We start from the raw sequence: 14,415 nt of genomic DNA on the forward strand, positions 1-14,415 counted from the left end.
TTCAATGGCCTCCCGTGCGTCGACTACGTCGCGACGACAGATAGTCGATCAGCAGATTCACGCCGATGGTCAGCGTGCCGATGGCCAGCGCCGGAAGGATGATGGCCAGCGCGCCCTGGTTGAGGCCGCCGATGTTTTCCCGCACCAGCGAGCCGAGGTCGGCGTCCGGCGGTTGCACGCCCAGGCCAAGAAAACTCATGCCGCTGAGCAACAGCACGATGTAGCCGAAACGCAGGCCCAGGTCGGTCAATACCGGGTTGAGCATGTTCGGCAGGATCTCCACGCACGCCACGTAAAGCCGGCGCTCGCCACGGGTACGCGCGACCTGCACGTACTCCAGGGCTTCAATGTTGACCGCCATGCTGCGGGCGACGCGGAAGGAGCCGGGGATATAACTGATCACGGCCGTACAGATCAGCAACGTCACCGATGAGCCAAAGGCCGAGACCATGATCAACGCAAGCATTTTGCTCGGGATCGAGATGAAGGCGTCCATGATGCGGCTGATGATTTCGTCCAGCCACTTGGGCGAGACCACCGACAACAGCGCACACCCGGTGCCGAAGGTGCTGGCCAGTAACGCTGCCACCAGCGCCAGCCCGACAGTAAAGCGCGCGCCCACCAGCACCCGGCTGAGCATGTCGCGGCCCAGGTAATCGGTGCCGAATGGATGCGCGAGGCTGAAGCCTTCGAAGATGTTATCGGACACCACCTCCCCCACCGGGTGAGGTGCCAGCCACGGGCCGAGCAGCGCCACCAGCAGCCAGGCGACGCACACCACGCCGCCCAGCAGCCCCAGCCACGACGGGCCGCTGGACACCTTGGCGAGTGCCAGGGCGGAGGAGACAGGCTTGGATTTCGCAATGAGGTTGTTCATTGGTTTCTCAGCCTCGGATTGGACAGGATCGCGCACAGGTCGGCGAGCAGCACCAGGCCCAGGTAGGCCGCGCAGAACAACATGGTGCACGCCTGCACCAGCGCCATGTCGCGGTTGGTCACGGCATCGACCATCAAGCTGGCAATGCCGGGGTAGTTGAAAATGGTTTCGACAATCACCACCCCGCCCAACAGGTACGACAGGCTCAGGGCAATGGCGTTGGCAATCGGCCCGATCGCATTGGGCAAGGCATGGCGCAGCACGATGCGGATCGGGCTGACGCCTTTGAGGCGGGCCATTTCCACATAGGGGCTGTCGAGCTGGTCGATCACGGCGGCGCGGGTCATGCGCGCCATTTGCGCGACGATCACGCAGCACAGCGTCATCACCGGCAAGGCATAGGTGCGCAGAAATTGCAGCGGTGAGCTGATGTCGCTGGCATAGGAGAGGGCCGACAACCAACCGAGGTTGACCGCAAAAATCAGCACCGCCAGGGTCGCCACCAGGAATTCCGGCACCGCGACCATCGCCAGGGTGATGAAGCTCAGGCAACTGTCGATGCGCCCGCCCCGGCCCATCGCCGAGCCGATGCCGAGCACCAGTGCCACCGGCACCGAGACCAGCGCCGTGGCGCCCGCCAGCATCAGGGTGTTGGGCACCCGCCCCGCCATCAGCTCACCGACCGGCATGGCGTTGGAGACCGATACGCCCATGTCGCCAGTGAGCAGGCTCATCAACCAGTGCAGGTACCGCAACACACCGGGCTGGTCCAACCCCAGTTTCAGGCGCAGGGCCGCCACCTGTTCAGGGGTCGCGAACTGGCCCAGGGATTGTTGCGCCGCGTCCCCCGGCAGTACCGCCGTGATCGCGAACACGACCATGGACACGATCAACAAGGTCAAGGCCCCGGCGCCGAAGCGCCGGCCGATCAACCACAGTGTATTGCTATTCATCCCACCACCCTCCTCAAGCGTCCAACCACACCTGCTCGGCAAACATGTAGCCCATGAAACCGCCCAGTGGGTTGCTGTCGTAGCCTTTGATGCGCTGGTCGACGCCGTCGATATTGCTGATGAACACCGGCACGCCGATGCCGCAGTGGTCGTGCACCAGGACCTGCATGTCGCCATACATCTTGGCGCGCTTGGCGTCGTCGGTTTCGCCACGGGCCAGCATCAGCAACTGGTCGAACTGCTCGTTCTGCCAGCCGGACTCGTTCCACGGCGCCTTGGACTGGAAGAACTGCGAAAACATCACGTCGGCATTCGGCCGCGGGTTGATGTTGCCGAAGCTCAGCGGGTGCTTCATCCAGTGGTTGGACCAGTAGCCGTCGCTCGGCAGGCGGTTCACGTCGAGCTTGAGCCCGGCCTGCTTGGCCGACTGCTGCAACAGCACGGCGATGTCCACCGAACCGGTGGCGGCAGGCGAGGCCATCACGGGCATGGTGATGCTTTCCATGCCGGCTTTCTTCAGCAGGAACCTGGCTTTTTCCGGATCGTAGACCGTCTGCGGCAAGTCGGTGTTGAAGTAGCGCGAACCCGGCGCAATCGGGTGGTCGTTGCCCACCACCGCAAAGCCACGGAATACGGCGGACTTGACCTGTTCACGGTCGAGCAGCAGCTTCATGGCCTGGGTGAATTCCGGGCTTTTGCCGGGCAGTTGGTCCTGGCGAATGATCAAGTCAGTGTAGTTGCCCGACGGCGCGTCGACCACGCGGTGCTTGGCGCTGGCCTTGATGCGCGTGGTGGAGCGCGGGTTGACCTCGTTGATCATGTGCACGTCGCCCGACAGCAGTGCATTGACCCGCGATGGCTCGTCGGCAATCGCGATGAACTCGATCTCGTCGAGGTACGGCAGGCCCGGTTTCCAGTAGTTCTTGTTGCGCACCGCAATCGAACGCACGCCGGGCTTGAACTCGCCCACGGTGAACGGTCCTGTGCCGATGCCTTTGCTGAAGTCGCTGGTGCCCTCGGGGACGATCAACAGGTGTGACACCGCGAGGATCGACGGCAACTCGGCGTTGGCCGCGCTGAGGCGGATCTGCACTTCGTTCGGCCCGCTGGCCTTGATCTCGGCGAACTGCTCCATCAGCGGCATGACCTTGGAACCGGTCAGCGGGTCTTTGTGGCGGTTCAGGGAGAACACCACGTCGGCGGCGGTCAGGGCCTTGCCGTTGTGGAAGGTCACGTCCTTGCGCAGGGTGATGGTCCAGACGGTGGCGTCGGTGTTGTCGATGCGCTCGGCCAGTTCCAGTTGCGGCACCAGGTGCTTATCGAAGCGGGTCAAACCGTTGTAGAACATGTAGTGGCGCACATAGTCGGTGGACAGCGCGCCCTTGGCCGGGTCGAGGGTATCGGCGGTGGAGCTGGACATGCCGGCCACGCGGATCTTGCCGCCTGGCTTGCCTTTGCCGGCCACGGCGGCCTCGTCGGCGAACAGCTTGCCGGCGGCGCCGAACAGGCTGCCGGCACCGGCGGCGGCGACACCGGCCACGCCCAGCATTTGCAGGGCGTTGCGGCGCGACATGCCACGGTTGAGACGTTCGAACACCCGCAGGCTGTCCTGGCCGGAGATGAGTTCGGGGGTGTTTTTGTTGTCAGTCATAGCAAGGCTACCTGTCGATAATCGGAAGAATCGAGTGCTCACGGATGTCCGGAGCGTCCTGGAAACACAAACGACGGTGACGCAACAACGGCAACTCAGTGCAAATAGTCCTGGAAGCGGTAGTAAGCCCCCACGAACGGCAGGAACCACGGCTTGCCGAAATGCCCGGGAATCGCCGGCCATTCCAGTTCGCGCCAGGGGTTGGCGGCGGTATTGCCGGCCATGACATCGGCCATCACCTGGCCCATATGCACCGACATCTGCACGCCATGGCCGCTGTAGCCCATGGAGTGGAACACGCCGCCATGCTGGCCGGCGCGGGGCAGGCGGTCGGACGTCATGTCCACCAGGCCGCCCCAGCAGTAGTCGATCTTCACGTGCGCCAACTGCGGGAACATGTTCAGCATCGCCGCTTGCAGTACCTTGCCGCTCTTGGCGTCGGAGACGCTGTCGGACATGGCAAACCGCGCACGCCCGCCAAACAGCAGGCGGTTGTCCGGGGTCAGGCGAAAGTAGTTGCCGATCATGCGGCTGGTCACATAGGCGCGATGTTGCGGCAGCAACTGGTCGATCAGCGTCTGGGGCAAGACTTCGGTGGCAATGACAAAACTGCCCACCGGCACAATCCTGCGGCGGTACCAACCCAGGTCGCCATGCTGGCAGGCACCGGTGGCCAGCAGGACTTGCCCGGCGTGCAGTGAACCCTTGGCGGTGTTGACCTGGTAGCCGCCGGCCTGGGCCTTCCAATCCTTGACGGGGGTGTGCTCGTAGATCATCGCACCACGCCGCGCCGCCGCTTCGGCCAAGCCGACCCCGAAGCGGCCGACATGCATCTGCACGCCGTTGCGCTGCAGCAGGCCGCCATGAAACTGCGCCGAATGGACTTCAGCACGGGTCTGTTCGGCACTGAGCAGCTCGACCTCGGCATCCACCTCCTGGCGGATCAGCTCGCAGGTGCGGGCCAGGCCTTCGTAGTGCATCGGCTTGGCCGCCAGCTTGAGCTTGCCGTTGCGCACCAGGTCGCAGGCAATGCCTTCCTGCTCGACCAGTGACACCACCGTCTGCACGGCACTTTCATAGGCCTGGTAATAGGCGCGTGCCTTGGCGGCACCGAGGCTGGCGTGCAGCCCGGCGTAATCCTGGGCCACCCCGGTGTTGCACTGCCCACCGTTGCGCCCCGAGGCCTCGCCGATCACCCGCCCGGCGTCGAGCACCACCACACTGGCGCCCTTGAGCGCCAACGCCCGTGCTGCCGCCAGGCCGGTGAACCCAGCGCCGACCACAGCCACATCGACCTGCTTGGGCAAGCCGCCCAGCCGGGCACCGGTAAACGCCGGTGCGGTGTCGAGCCAATAGGATTCACTGCCCATGTCTTGCCCTCAGAGGTGTGCGGTTACAGACCGACCAGCGCCGGCAGCCCACCGATATCGGTGATCTGCTGGTAACCGTAGAACGCGTTGCCCGGCACTTCGTGGCCACGGGCAACGAAGGCTTTGTTTTTGATCTTCATGTCATGGGCCGGCATCAGGTCGTAACGGAAGCTGGACGACACATGCAAGATGTCTTCCGGGCCGCAGCCGAGGTTGTCGAGCATGAATTCAAACGCGGCCAGGCGCGGCTTGTAGGCCTGGGCCTGCTCGGCGGTGAACACCTTGTGGAACGGCGCGCCGAGCTTGTCGACGTTGGACATGATCTGGCTGTCGCTGGCATTGGAGAAGATCACCAGGGGAATCTTGTCGGCAATTTTCGACAGCCCGGCCGGCACGTCTGCATGGGGGCCCCAGGTCGGCACGGCGTCGTAATACAGCTGGCCTTCCTCGCGATAGTCGATACCCCAGCGTTTGCAGGTACGGGCCAGGGCGGTCTTGAGGATTTCATCGTAGGGGCGCCAGTCGCCCATGACCTGGTCGAGGCGGTAGGCCGAGAAATCCTTGACGAACTGGTCCATCTGCTCGGGCTTGATGCGATCGGCAAACAGCTCGCGGGTCATGGTGCCCATATGGAAGTTGGTCAGCGTACCGTAGCAGTCGAACGTAATGAATTTGGGACGAAGAAAGCTCATTGAGTGCGGTCCTGGAGTTCGTTGAGTGTGACAAGCGTTCGCTGCCCTGGCGGCGCGTCGGCCTCGTTGCAGCACAGGTTCATTACACCACTGTGAAATCAGCATATGCCGTCTAAAACGACCTGCGCTCAATACAAACCACCGTTTTGGTGGCCGGGCTCAGCAGACTTTGCGGTGCGCGCCAGGCTTGGGCAGGGCCAGTGTTTGTGCGCTTTTAGGGGGCTTTTGGGGGTGCAGAGGCTTAAGCACGGGGGTGGGGGCGGCAGAAAGTGTGGCGGGTTGAACGGTGGGAGGGAGCTTGGTTCCGTGGCGGCCTTCGGGCCGACCATGTCGTTGGCTTTGAGCGCGTACATATCCGTTGCTGCGGTCACGGCCGCTATGGGTTCCGCCCTTACGGCGGGTCACTTTGGAAAAGCCCCAAAGTAACCAAAGGGCTCTTGCCCCACCACTCGGTACCTCGCCTAGGCTCGGTATGCCCGAACGCAGGCTTTGGAGCGTGGGTAACCCGGCAGGACGCCGGGTTAGCCGCGCTGGGCCATGGATGGCCCATCGCGGCGGCCCACGCTCCAAAGCCGGAGTGAGGGCACACCGAGCCTAGGCGAGGTGCCGAGTGTTGGGGCGAAGACCTTTTGGTTACTTTTGGGTCTTTCCAAAAGTGACCCGCTGTAAGAGCGGAACCATAGGTGGCCGTGACCGCAGCAACGGATATGTACTCCACCCCAAAAAAAGCGGTCGGCCCAAAGGCCGCCACGGAACCAAGCGCCCTCGCCACAGACCGCTGAAAAAAATTGTGCAGATACTTATGCCCCCGATGGCAGCAGCTCAGCTACAGATGCATCCACTGACACTGCCTCATCGGGGGCAAGTCGAACCGTCGCACCGCCCCTCCCACATTTTTAACCGTGTACCCCCGCCCTACTCCAGTTGGCTCCAACGCCAACCCCATGGCATTTGCTGCTGCCCCCCAACCGCAATTAAGTAGTAACTGTGGTCTCGCCCCACACACCACGAGGAATCTACCGAATATTCCCGCCCCCCTTGCCAGCCCTCAACCCAGGTGGGATACAAGCACCCTGACGCCACAATTAACAACGCTCCGGAGGCTCGCCATGTCCGCCCTGCCACACCCCACTTATCTCTACCGCCCAATGACCGCAGCCGACCTCCCGGCCGCCCACGATTTGTCGGTGCAACTCAAATGGCCTCACCGCCTGGAAGACTGGGCAATGTTGCAACGGGTCAGCGACGGCTTCGTGGTCATGGATGGCGAGCGGCTGATCGGCAGCGCGTTCACCTGCCCCCAGGGCGACTACGCCACCATCGGCCTGGTGATCGTCAGCAATGACTACCAGGGCCAGGGCATCGGCCGGCGCTTGATGGAGAAGGCCATTGCCGCCTGCGATACGCGCACGCCGGTCCTCAACGCCACCCTCGCCGGCGCGCCGTTGTATGCCAGCCAGGGGTTCGTCGAGTTCGGCCGGGTGCAGCAACACCAGGGCCAGGCGTTGGTGCCCGCCCTGCCGACGCTTGCCGACGGCGAAACCTGCCGGGCGCTTAACGCCGATGACCACGCCAGCCTGCTCGCGCTGGCCAAGGCCGCCAGCGGTATGGACCGCCGTGAAGTGCTGCGTGACCTGCAGGTGGAGCACGCCGTGGGTATCGAACGCGACGGCCGCCTACGCGGCTTCGCCCTGCTGCGGCCGTTTGGGCGTGGGCGTTGCATCGGCCCGGTGGTGGCGGAAAATATCGAGCAGGCCAAGTACCTGATCGCCACCTTGCTGGCCCAGGTGCCGGACACCTTTGTGCGCATCGACATTCCCGTCGCCTGTGGCCTCAGCGACTGGCTCGAACAGGCCGGCCTGAAGAACATCGACACCGTCGCGCAAATGGCCCTGGGTACGCCGCCCCAGGCCAGCCAAGGCGTACACCCCTTTGCCCTGATCACCCAGGCGATCGGCTGACTTTTCTCCCGGAGCACTCCCCATGTCATCTCCCCGTATCCTGTTGTTGGCACGCGCCGACGGCAGCCGCGTTGCCACGTCTTTCAACAAGGCCGCCTTGAGCGCGCCGGACCCGTTCGGCGACAGCCGCCAACTTGCCTGGATGGGCGACGATGGCGTGTCCGCAGGCTTGGTGTCCTTCAGCGGCGAAGCGGTGATCGAAGATTTCCCTCACAGCGAAACGCTGGTGGTACATGCAGGCCATGTCGTGCTCAGTGCCGCGGAACAGACCTTGGAATTGGACGTCGGCGCCAGCGCCGTAATCGGCTTCGGCACACGCCTCACGGTGCAGGCCAGTGCAGGCAGCGAATGGGCGTTCTGCGCGGTCGACCAGGCCGATGCCCCGGTATGCCCCGGCCTGACCCTGCTCGACCCGCACACCCTGCTCAACCCCTCCGCCGCGCCGGAACCCCAGATACTGATCGGCCCCACCCCGCAGTGCCGCGCATTCAACCTGTTCGACGATGCCGTGACCGAGCTGCGCGTCGGCATCTGGGACTCGACGCCCTACGCCCGCCACGGCCGCCCGCACAAATTGCACGAACTGATGCACCTGCTCGAAGGCCGCGTCACCCTGCAGGGCAACGAAGGTGGCGAAGTCACGGTGAATACCGGCGATACCGTGTTCGTGGCCAAAGGCGCGCCCTGCGCCTGGACCAGTACGGTGTACGTGCGCAAGGTCTACGCGGTGAAGTGACTCAGGCCTTCAACGCCTCTTCCAGAAACGTCACCAACGCCTGTACGCGCGGGCTGCGCAGTTTGCGCGACGGCACCAGCAGCAGCACCGGTGCGCTGTCAAAGCTCCAGTCCGCCAACACACGTACCAGGCTGCCGCTGGCCACGGCGTCACTCACGTCCCACTGCGAACGCAGCACCAGCCCCAAGCCTTGCTCGGCCCAACGCCGGGCAACGCTGCCATCGTTGCTCAACAACGCAGGTTCCACGCGCAGGGTCTTGCGGCTCTGGCCTTTGCGCAGGTGCCACAGGGTCACGTCCTCATCATTTTCGCGAATGCAGATGCAGCGATGGGACGCCAGCTCATCCGGCGCAGACGGCACGCCGTGGGCGTGCAGGTAGGCCGGGCTGGCGCACAACCAGCGCTCGTTTGGTGTCAGTGGCCGCGCGGTCCACAGGCTGTCATTCAGATGGCCGATGTGAATCACCGCATCGCTGTCATGGCGATCGGGCCAGGGCGTCTCGCGCAAATCCAGCTGCAAACACAGCTGCGGGTGCAGTTTGGCAAACCGCGCCAACAGCGGTGCGATGCGCTGGCGGCCATAGCCAAACGGCGCCGCCACCCTCAAGGTGCCCACCAGGGTTTCATCCTGATGCCGGAACGACTCCGGCAGCGCCTCAAGCTGTTCCAGCAACAGCGCGCTCTCCCGCGAAAACCGCTCGCCATCCGCCGTCAGGCTGAGGCGCCGCGCATCGCGATTGGCCAGGCTCAGCCCGAGCAGCGTCTCCAACTTGCGCAGGCGCATGGACAACGCCGGCGGCGACACATTCAGGGTGCGGGCGGCGGCGCTCAGCGACTCCGAGCGGGCCAGGGTCACGGCAAGGCGAAGGTCTTCGATGGAAATCATTCAATTTTACTTAATGATTGATGAGCGCTGATTGAACCACACGTTAACAACAGCTGAGTAGAGTGCAGCCTGTCTCCCGCCACACGAGTTCCGCCATGTCCACGCCGATTGCTTCCCTCGACACGCCCGCCGCGCTCGTCGACATCCCGCAGATGCAGCGCAATATCCAGCGCATGCAAGAGCGCATGAACAGCCTGGGCGTGCGTTTGCGCCCGCATATCAAGACCAGCAAGTGCCTGCCGGTGATCCACGCCCAGATCGCCGCCGGGGCCAGCGGTGTCACAGTGTCCACCCTCAAGGAAGCCGAGCATTGTTTCGCCGCCGGTATCCGCGATGTGTTCTACGCCGTGGCGATGGCCCCGGGCAAACTGCCCCAAGCCCTGGCCCTGCGGCGCAAAGGCTGTAACCTCAGCCTGCTCACCGACAGCGTCCCGGGCGCCGAGGCCATCGTCGCTTTCGCACAGCAGCATGACGCACGCTTCGACGTGTGGATCGAAATCGATTGCGACGGCCATCGCTCCGGCCTGGCCGCGCAGGACCCTGTACTGATCGACGTCGCCCGCATCCTCAGCGAGGGCGGCCTGCACCTGCGTGGCGTGATGACCCACGCCGGCTCGAGTTACGAGCTGGACAGCCTTGAACCCCTGCAAGCGCTGGCCGAACAGGAACGCGCACTTTGCGTACGCGCCGCAGACATCCTCCGCGCAGCCGGGCTGGCGTGCCCCGAGGTCAGCATCGGCTCCACCCCCACGGCCCTCTCGGCGCTGAACCTGGACGGCATCACCGAAGTACGCGCAGGTGTGTATGTGTTCTTCGACCTGGTCATGCGCAACATCGGCGTGTGCCAGGCCGATGAGTTGGCGTTGAGCGTACTGACCACCGTGATCGGCCATCAGCCGGACAAAGGCTGGATTATCACCGACGCCGGTTGGATGGCCATGAGCCGCGACCGTGGCACCCAGCGCCAGCGCCAGGACTTCGGTTACGGCCAAGTGTGCAGCGAAGCGGGCGACTGGATCGACGGCGCGCGGGTCACCGCTGCCAACCAGGAACACGGCATCGTCACCCTGGGCGCTGCCCACAGTGACGCGCTTGTCACGCGCTTCCCCATCGGCAGTCGGCTGCGCATCCTGCCCAACCATGCCTGTGCCACCGGCGCGCAGTTCCCGGATTATCACGCCGTGGAGGCCGATGGCAGCGTGCACACCTGGAGTCGCCTGCATGGCTGGTAATCGCATCCACTCGATTCATAGCACCCACGCGGCACCGCCGGGCGGGCACTATTCCCAGGCAGTGGCACACGGCGGCGTGCTGTATGTATCGGGGCAACTGCCGGTACGCGCCAATGGCGAGCACAGCGCCGGGCAACCGTTCGCAGTGCAAGCCTCGATTGCCTTGGATAACCTGGTGGCGATCCTCGGTGAAGCGGGCCTGAGCCCCGGCGACCTGCTCAAAGTGACGGTGTACGTGGTCGGCATAGAACACTGGCCCGCCTTTGATCAAATTTACGCGCGCTACCTGGGTGAACATAAACCGGCCCGCGCCGTGGTGCCCGTGCCGGTGTTGCACCATGGCTACCTGATCGAAATCGAAGCGGTGGCCCGTGCTACACAGGAGCAGCCTGCATGAACCCGCAAAAAAGCGCTGTGCTGATCATCGGTGGCGGCATCATGGGCGCCTCGTCGGCGTTTTTCCTGCGCCGCCGCGGCTGCTCGGTCACGCTGCTGGAACGCGACCAGATCGGTCAGTACGCCAGCGGTGTGAACTTCGGCAATGTGCGCCGCCAGGGCCGCTACCTGGGGCAACTGGAGCTGGCCAATCGTTCGTGGGCACTGTGGAAGCGCCTGCCGGAGCTGATCGACGACGACCTGGAATTCATCCCCAGCGGCCACATGCGCGTGTGCTATCGCGAAGATGAAATCGCCGAACTGGAGGCCTACGCCGCCGCGCCGGAAGCCGCGCAACTGGACCTGAAAATCTATCGCGGCGCCGAGTTGCACCAGCGTTTCGGTTTCCTCGGCCCCGAGGTGAAAGGCGGCTCCTACGCGCCCCACGACGGCCACGCCAACCCACGGCTGGCCGCGCCGGCGTTTGCCCGCGCCGCACGGCGCCTCGGTGCACGCATCGAGGAAAAAACCGAAGTCGCCGACGTGGAAAAGGTCAACGGCCTGTTCCACGTCACCACCACCGACGGTCAGTTGTTTGTTGCCGAGCAATTGTTGATTACCGCCGGCGCCTGGGCCGCGCGCCTGTCCGAGCGCTTCGGCGAGCCGGTGCCGCTGGAGCCCAACGGCCCGCAGATGTCGGTGACGGAACCGGTGCCCTACGCCTTGCCCACCGTGATCGGCGTGTTCACCAAGATCAAGGAAGAGGTGATCTACTTCCGCCAGATCCCGCGCGGCAACATCATCATCGGTGGCGGTGCCCGCTGCACGCCGGACATGCTCAACCGCCGCGCGTTTTTCAAGCCCGAGAGCCTGCTCAACCAGATGCGCCAGATGAAACGGCTGTTGCCGGGCGCCGAGAAGCTGAACATCATCCGAGTGTGGAGCGGCATCGAAAGCTACACACCCGACTCCCTGCCGGTGATGGGCCCCAGCGGCAGCGTGGACGGGCTGTTTTATGCCTTCGGCTTCTGCGGCCACGGCTTCCAGCTCGGCCCGGGCGTGGGGGATGTGATGGCCGAACTGATCAGCACCGGCAGCACCAGCACCTTGATCAGCCCGTTCGATATCCGGCGCTTTACCCAACCTTCGACGGTGCCGGCAAACGCCCCCACCACAGGAAAACTCATATGAGCCTCACCCGCCTGCCGGATTCAGCAGATTATCCCTTGCAGCGTTGAATAACGGCATCTTTGCGCGGGAGCCTTTTGCTAGCTTATCCGGACACCGGGCCGTGCTGTTTGCAGCGCCTATTACCGCTCCAGGGAGCCAGTTGGATGACCACTCAATCTTCAAACAGCTACAGCGTTGATGCGCAAACGGCTCACCAGTTTTACATCAACGGTCGTTGGACGTTCCCGGCGATCCCGGCGACGCTGCCGGTGGTCAACCCGGCCAATGAAGCCGTGGTTGCCGAGGTGGCACGCGGGTCTGCCGAGGATGTCGACCGGGCCGTTGCGGCGGCACGCGGGGCGTTCGCCGGTTGGTCTGCGACCCCGGCTGCTGCGAGAGCCCAGGTGCTGGGGAAAATCCACGAACTGATCCTTGAGCGCAAAGAGCAACTGGCACAGGCGCTGTCCCTGGAAATGGGCGCGGCCATTGGCTTCGCGCGGGCGATGCAAGTGCCGCTGGCGGCCGAGCACGTGCGGGTCGCCCGGGACCTGCTGTCCAGTTATCGCTTCCAGACCGTGGAAGGCGGCACCGCAATCGAGCGCGAGCCCATCGGCGTGTGCGGGCTTATCACGCCGTGGAACTGGCCGCTGTATCAAATCACCGCAAAAGTCGCCCCGGCCATCGCCGCCGGCTGCACCGTGGTGTTGAAACCCAGCGAACTGTCGCCATTGAGCGCCCTGCTGTTTGCCCAACTGGTGCATGACGCCGGTCTGCCGCCTGGGGTGTTCAACCTGGTGAACGGCAGCGGTGCCGAAGTCGGCGCGGCCATGGCGGCCCACGTGGACATCGACATGATCTCCATCACCGGCTCCAACCGCGCAGGCGCGTTGGTTGCCCAAGCGGCCGCGCCGACAGTCAAGCGGGTCACCCAGGAACTGGGGGGCAAGTCGCCGAATGTGCTGCTGCCCGACGCCGACTTCGCCAAGGCTGTGCCGCTGGGGGTGATGTCGGCGTTTCGCAACGTCGGCCAGTCGTGCAGCGCGCCGACCCGCATGATCGTGCCGAGAAACCGCCTGGCCGAAGTCGAAGCCCTGGCGGCGGCTACCGCAAATGCATTGATCGTGGGCGACCCGCAATCGGAAGAAACGCAGTTGGGCCCGATTGCCAACGAAGCCCAGTTCCATCGCGTCCAGGCCATGATCCAGGCCGGCCTCGACGAGGGCGCCAAACTGCTGTGCGGTGGGCCGGGACGGCCGGCGGGTTTTGACAAGGGCTTCTATACGCGGCCGACGGTTTTCTCCGACGTGGACAACGCCATGCGCATTGCCCAAGAGGAAATATTCGGCCCGGTGCTGTGCATCATTGCCTATGAGACGGTGGATGAAGCCGTCGCCATCGCCAACGACACGGTCTACGGGCTGGGTGCTCACGTTCAGGGGCAGGACCTAGATGTTGCGCGGGCGGTGGCTTCGCGTATACGGGCGGGCCAGGTGCACCTGAACCATCCGGCGTGGAATCCGATGGCGCCATTTGGGGGCTACAAGCGCTCAGGGAATGGCCGGGAGTATGGGGTGCAGGGGTTCGAGGAGTATCTGGAAACCAAGGCGATTATCGGGTTTGGCGAGTGAGTGATGGGCCTTTATCAAGCTTAAAATAAATTATTGATTTTAAAGGGTTAAATTTTCACTCTAAAATCTTGAGTCTTGCATAAACAAATTTCAGGCGACCGCATTCTTGTGGTGAGCGGGCTTGTCGAATCGTCGCACCGCCCGTTCACCACAGAGAGATGTGTCAGGGTTTGAAAGGCTGTGTGGATACCTATGCCCTCTCAGCGCATCACACCTTGACGTTCTGCCGGATATTCCAGCCAAACTTCACCGGCCCGCCGTCCTTGGCGCCATCGGCCTTCTGCGGCTGATAGCTGACGTCGACGGTGGCGAAGTTCAAGGCGATGCTGTCGTACAACACATCTTCGGCCGTTTCAGCGCGGGTGCTGTAGGACACCACCATGACCTCCTTCAAGGTGATCACCAGATATTCCACCGGGCTGGCTCCGCCGGCCTTGCGCACCACCAATTTGGCTTCGGGGTAATGCTTGCCGGTGGCGCAGGCCATCATCAGGTTGGGGCTGGATTTATCCAGGGGTTTGGTCAGGTTCAGGTTGGCAAAGTCGGCCTTGCCCGAACCGCCTCCCGTGCCGGAATGCATCGAGCCCGTTTGCGATAAACCCCAGCCCCAGTTGGTAATGTCGATCTCGTCACGATGGGCCTGGTCCCGCGATTCACCCTTGATATCGCCCAGTTTCAAAAACATATCGACTGCCATGTTGGCTCCTTGTCCTGTTGTGCGTCGGGAGTGACGTGGGGCGCACTGTTCCCGAATCGAGACGGTGCTCACAAGATGGCAAAGCGGGATCGGGAAGTGCCTGCCTTGAAATGGCGAAACGTCCGACATTAATTTGCGCCACTACGTCTTTACCCTCTCGACTCCCCAAAAACCCAGGAGTTAAGGA

13 protein-coding genes are annotated in these 14,415 nt (G+C 63.6%); 6 read left to right on the forward strand and 7 right to left on the reverse strand.

Annotated features, from left to right (window positions below):
• Position 1: 1 nt before the first annotated feature.
• The 5 genes from BLW22_RS18970 to BLW22_RS18990 all read right to left on the reverse strand — a co-directional run bounded on the left by BLW22_RS18970 (position 2) and on the right by BLW22_RS18990 (position 5,543).
• Positions 2-877: an ABC transporter permease gene (locus tag BLW22_RS18970; protein ID WP_027607459.1), complete on the reverse strand. Its 876-nt coding sequence runs from the start codon at positions 875-877 to the stop codon at positions 2-4.
• Positions 874-1,830, reverse strand: coding sequence for an ABC transporter permease (locus tag BLW22_RS18975; protein WP_053138848.1), 957 nt, complete (start codon positions 1,828-1,830; stop codon positions 874-876). Before BLW22_RS18975 ends, BLW22_RS18970 begins: the two co-directional genes overlap by 4 nt.
• A gap of 13 nt (positions 1,831-1,843) precedes the next feature.
• Complete coding sequence (locus tag BLW22_RS18980; RefSeq protein WP_065948061.1) at positions 1,844-3,481, reverse strand: ABC transporter substrate-binding protein; 1,638 nt, start codon at positions 3,479-3,481, stop codon at positions 1,844-1,846.
• Between the two features lie 95 nt (positions 3,482-3,576).
• On the reverse strand, positions 3,577-4,851 hold the full coding sequence (locus tag BLW22_RS18985) for an NAD(P)/FAD-dependent oxidoreductase (protein ID WP_065924409.1): 1,275 nt from the start codon (positions 4,849-4,851) through the stop codon (positions 3,577-3,579).
• A gap of 23 nt (positions 4,852-4,874) precedes the next feature.
• Complete coding sequence (locus tag BLW22_RS18990; protein ID WP_065924408.1) at positions 4,875-5,543, reverse strand: haloacid dehalogenase type II; 669 nt, start codon at positions 5,541-5,543, stop codon at positions 4,875-4,877.
• A gap of 1,109 nt (positions 5,544-6,652) precedes the next feature.
• Here BLW22_RS18990 and BLW22_RS19005 point away from each other — a divergent pair.
• A complete protein-coding gene (locus BLW22_RS19005) occupies positions 6,653-7,504 on the forward strand; it encodes a GNAT family N-acetyltransferase (RefSeq protein WP_065948057.1) in 852 nt (283 codons plus the stop codon).
• A gap of 22 nt (positions 7,505-7,526) precedes the next feature.
• Positions 7,527-8,240, forward strand: a complete 714-nt coding sequence (locus tag BLW22_RS19010; protein WP_074847272.1) for a cupin domain-containing protein — start codon at positions 7,527-7,529, stop codon at positions 8,238-8,240.
• Position 8,241: 1 nt separating this feature from the next.
• Here the strand turns inward: BLW22_RS19010 and BLW22_RS19015 are convergent, their stop codons facing one another.
• Positions 8,242-9,126 (reverse strand): LysR family transcriptional regulator, encoded by an 885-nt coding sequence (locus BLW22_RS19015; RefSeq protein WP_074847273.1) that lies wholly within the window; start codon positions 9,124-9,126, stop codon positions 8,242-8,244.
• A gap of 95 nt (positions 9,127-9,221) precedes the next feature.
• Here BLW22_RS19015 and BLW22_RS19020 point away from each other — a divergent pair, with 95 nt between their 5' ends.
• The 4 genes from BLW22_RS19020 (at position 9,222) to BLW22_RS19035 (ending at position 13,531) form a co-directional block, all read left to right on the forward strand.
• Complete coding sequence (locus BLW22_RS19020; RefSeq protein ID WP_074847274.1) at positions 9,222-10,358, forward strand: DSD1 family PLP-dependent enzyme; 1,137 nt, start codon at positions 9,222-9,224, stop codon at positions 10,356-10,358.
• Entirely contained in the window at positions 10,348-10,755 is a 408-nt protein-coding gene (locus tag BLW22_RS19025; RefSeq protein WP_074847275.1) for a RidA family protein, read from the forward strand. The genes BLW22_RS19020 and BLW22_RS19025 overlap by 11 nt, the downstream gene beginning before the upstream one ends.
• Positions 10,752-11,924 carry an NAD(P)/FAD-dependent oxidoreductase gene (locus tag BLW22_RS19030; protein WP_065924331.1) on the forward strand — a complete coding sequence of 391 codons (1,173 nt, stop codon included), beginning with the start codon at positions 10,752-10,754 and terminating at the stop codon, positions 11,922-11,924. Before BLW22_RS19025 ends, BLW22_RS19030 begins: the two co-directional genes overlap by 4 nt.
• A 143-nt stretch (positions 11,925-12,067) precedes the next feature.
• Positions 12,068-13,531: an aldehyde dehydrogenase family protein gene (locus tag BLW22_RS19035; protein WP_065924330.1), complete on the forward strand. Its 1,464-nt coding sequence runs from the start codon at positions 12,068-12,070 to the stop codon at positions 13,529-13,531.
• A gap of 208 nt (positions 13,532-13,739) precedes the next feature.
• Here the strand turns inward: BLW22_RS19035 and BLW22_RS19040 are convergent, their stop codons facing one another.
• Positions 13,740-14,228 (reverse strand): Hcp family type VI secretion system effector, encoded by a 489-nt coding sequence (locus BLW22_RS19040; RefSeq protein WP_065924329.1) that lies wholly within the window; start codon positions 14,226-14,228, stop codon positions 13,740-13,742.
• Positions 14,229-14,415: the final 187 nt, after the last annotated feature.

Origin of the sequence: Pseudomonas marginalis (assembly GCF_900105325.1) — a bacterium.
In the GTDB taxonomy this organism is placed as follows: Bacteria; Pseudomonadota; Gammaproteobacteria; order Pseudomonadales; family Pseudomonadaceae; genus Aquipseudomonas; species Aquipseudomonas marginalis.

What these genes read in the sequence shown, in the direction of transcription:
- BLW22_RS18970 (WP_027607459.1), bottom strand. Translation starts at nt 877, where the DNA reads ATGAACAACCTCATTGCGAAATCCAAGCCTGTCTCCTCCGCCCTGGCA.
- BLW22_RS18975 (WP_053138848.1), bottom strand. Translation starts at nt 1,830, where the DNA reads ATGAATAGCAATACACTGTGGTTGATCGGCCGGCGCTTCGGCGCCGGG.
- BLW22_RS18980 (WP_065948061.1), bottom strand. Translation starts at nt 3,481, where the DNA reads ATGACTGACAACAAAAACACCCCCGAACTCATCTCCGGCCAGGACAGC.
- BLW22_RS18985 (WP_065924409.1), bottom strand. Translation starts at nt 4,851, where the DNA reads ATGGGCAGTGAATCCTATTGGCTCGACACCGCACCGGCGTTTACCGGT.
- BLW22_RS18990 (WP_065924408.1), bottom strand. Translation starts at nt 5,543, where the DNA reads ATGAGCTTTCTTCGTCCCAAATTCATTACGTTCGACTGCTACGGTACG.
- BLW22_RS19005 (WP_065948057.1), top strand. Translation starts at nt 6,653, where the DNA reads ATGTCCGCCCTGCCACACCCCACTTATCTCTACCGCCCAATGACCGCA.
- BLW22_RS19010 (WP_074847272.1), top strand. Translation starts at nt 7,527, where the DNA reads ATGTCATCTCCCCGTATCCTGTTGTTGGCACGCGCCGACGGCAGCCGC.
- BLW22_RS19015 (WP_074847273.1), bottom strand. Translation starts at nt 9,126, where the DNA reads ATGATTTCCATCGAAGACCTTCGCCTTGCCGTGACCCTGGCCCGCTCG.
- BLW22_RS19020 (WP_074847274.1), top strand. Translation starts at nt 9,222, where the DNA reads ATGTCCACGCCGATTGCTTCCCTCGACACGCCCGCCGCGCTCGTCGAC.
- BLW22_RS19025 (WP_074847275.1), top strand. Translation starts at nt 10,348, where the DNA reads ATGGCTGGTAATCGCATCCACTCGATTCATAGCACCCACGCGGCACCG.
- BLW22_RS19030 (WP_065924331.1), top strand. Translation starts at nt 10,752, where the DNA reads ATGAACCCGCAAAAAAGCGCTGTGCTGATCATCGGTGGCGGCATCATG.
- BLW22_RS19035 (WP_065924330.1), top strand. Translation starts at nt 12,068, where the DNA reads ATGACCACTCAATCTTCAAACAGCTACAGCGTTGATGCGCAAACGGCT.
- BLW22_RS19040 (WP_065924329.1), bottom strand. Translation starts at nt 14,228, where the DNA reads ATGGCAGTCGATATGTTTTTGAAACTGGGCGATATCAAGGGTGAATCG.